At 54.7% G+C, this 1,008-nt stretch carries 1 protein-coding gene; it reads right to left on the bottom strand.

What is annotated here, in order from left to right:
* On the bottom strand, positions 1-869 hold an 869-nt coding region (locus tag J7438_RS25895), incomplete at its 3' end, for a pilus assembly protein N-terminal domain-containing protein (RefSeq protein WP_286196947.1).
* Between the last annotated feature and the right edge of the window lie 139 nt (positions 870-1,008).

Here is a 1,008-nt window from a genome sequence, read left to right as displayed (position 1 = left end):
TAAAGATTAAACAGGCTGTCACCGGTCAGCAGGCTGGCAAACAGCCCTGAGCCGGGCAGGGTGATATCATCCGGAGTGAACTGCTGCAAGGGAGGCCCCCAGACGCCGCCGTTCTGTATCAAGGGAATCGTATCACCACTGTCCCCGGTGGTGAGGTTGGGGAAACTGCTGCCGCCATTGGCACCACCAACGCTCCAGCGACCACCATTGGTCAGGGCATTAAATTTGATGCCCAACCGCTTGAGATGGTTACGCTGAACCTCGGCCACCTTAACTTCCAGCATCACCTGTCGGGCACCGCCAATACTCATCAAACTGATGACACTGGCATCTTCATCAGTGCCGGCAGCAAAGCTCTGAGCCAGGCGAATAGCAGAATCCTGAACAATGGCATCGGACACTTCACCGGAAAGCACAATATCCCGGCCACTGCTGCGCACTTCAATGGTTTCTCCGGGCAGCAGGCGATACAGTTTGCGCTTCAGCAGATTCAGATCATGGGTAACTTCAATATTGAGACTGGCCAGTAGTCGGTCTTTGCTGTCCCAGGCGTGAATGTTGGTCTGACCCAGGGCTTTGGCAACCACATATACCTGACCACTGTCCAGTACCAACAGATCGGCAATATCGGGATTACCCACAGAAATACGGCCTGGCTTGCCCGCAAGATTGATCAGTCGGGACTGATTAATAGCCACCTGATGCTGATGATGATTGCCCCGTGAGATATCAATGGCGCTGGCCGCAAAAGCAGGCCCGGGTACAAGTGGGGTTGATAACAGACACAGTGAAAGGGTGCCGAGTGCGCAGCCTTTTATACACCCTCTGGCCAGCTTCTTGAAAATAAGTCGATTCGGTGAACATAACATCGTAAACACTACCCCTGATCAGTTGCTGGAAGCCAGAGAGGCCGGTTGCCCGGAAGCACCAGGGCTGACAGGCTGGCCTTTCAGTCGGGTCAGCTCCCGGGAGGTGCCCCGGATAATCTGCAGCCGGTCATCTTCTATC

Source organism: Thalassotalea sp. G20_0, assembly GCF_017744175.1.
In the GTDB taxonomy this organism is placed as follows: Bacteria; Pseudomonadota; Gammaproteobacteria; order Pseudomonadales; family Endozoicomonadaceae; genus Endozoicomonas.
This window is presented reverse-complemented; position numbering and strand designations above follow the sequence as displayed.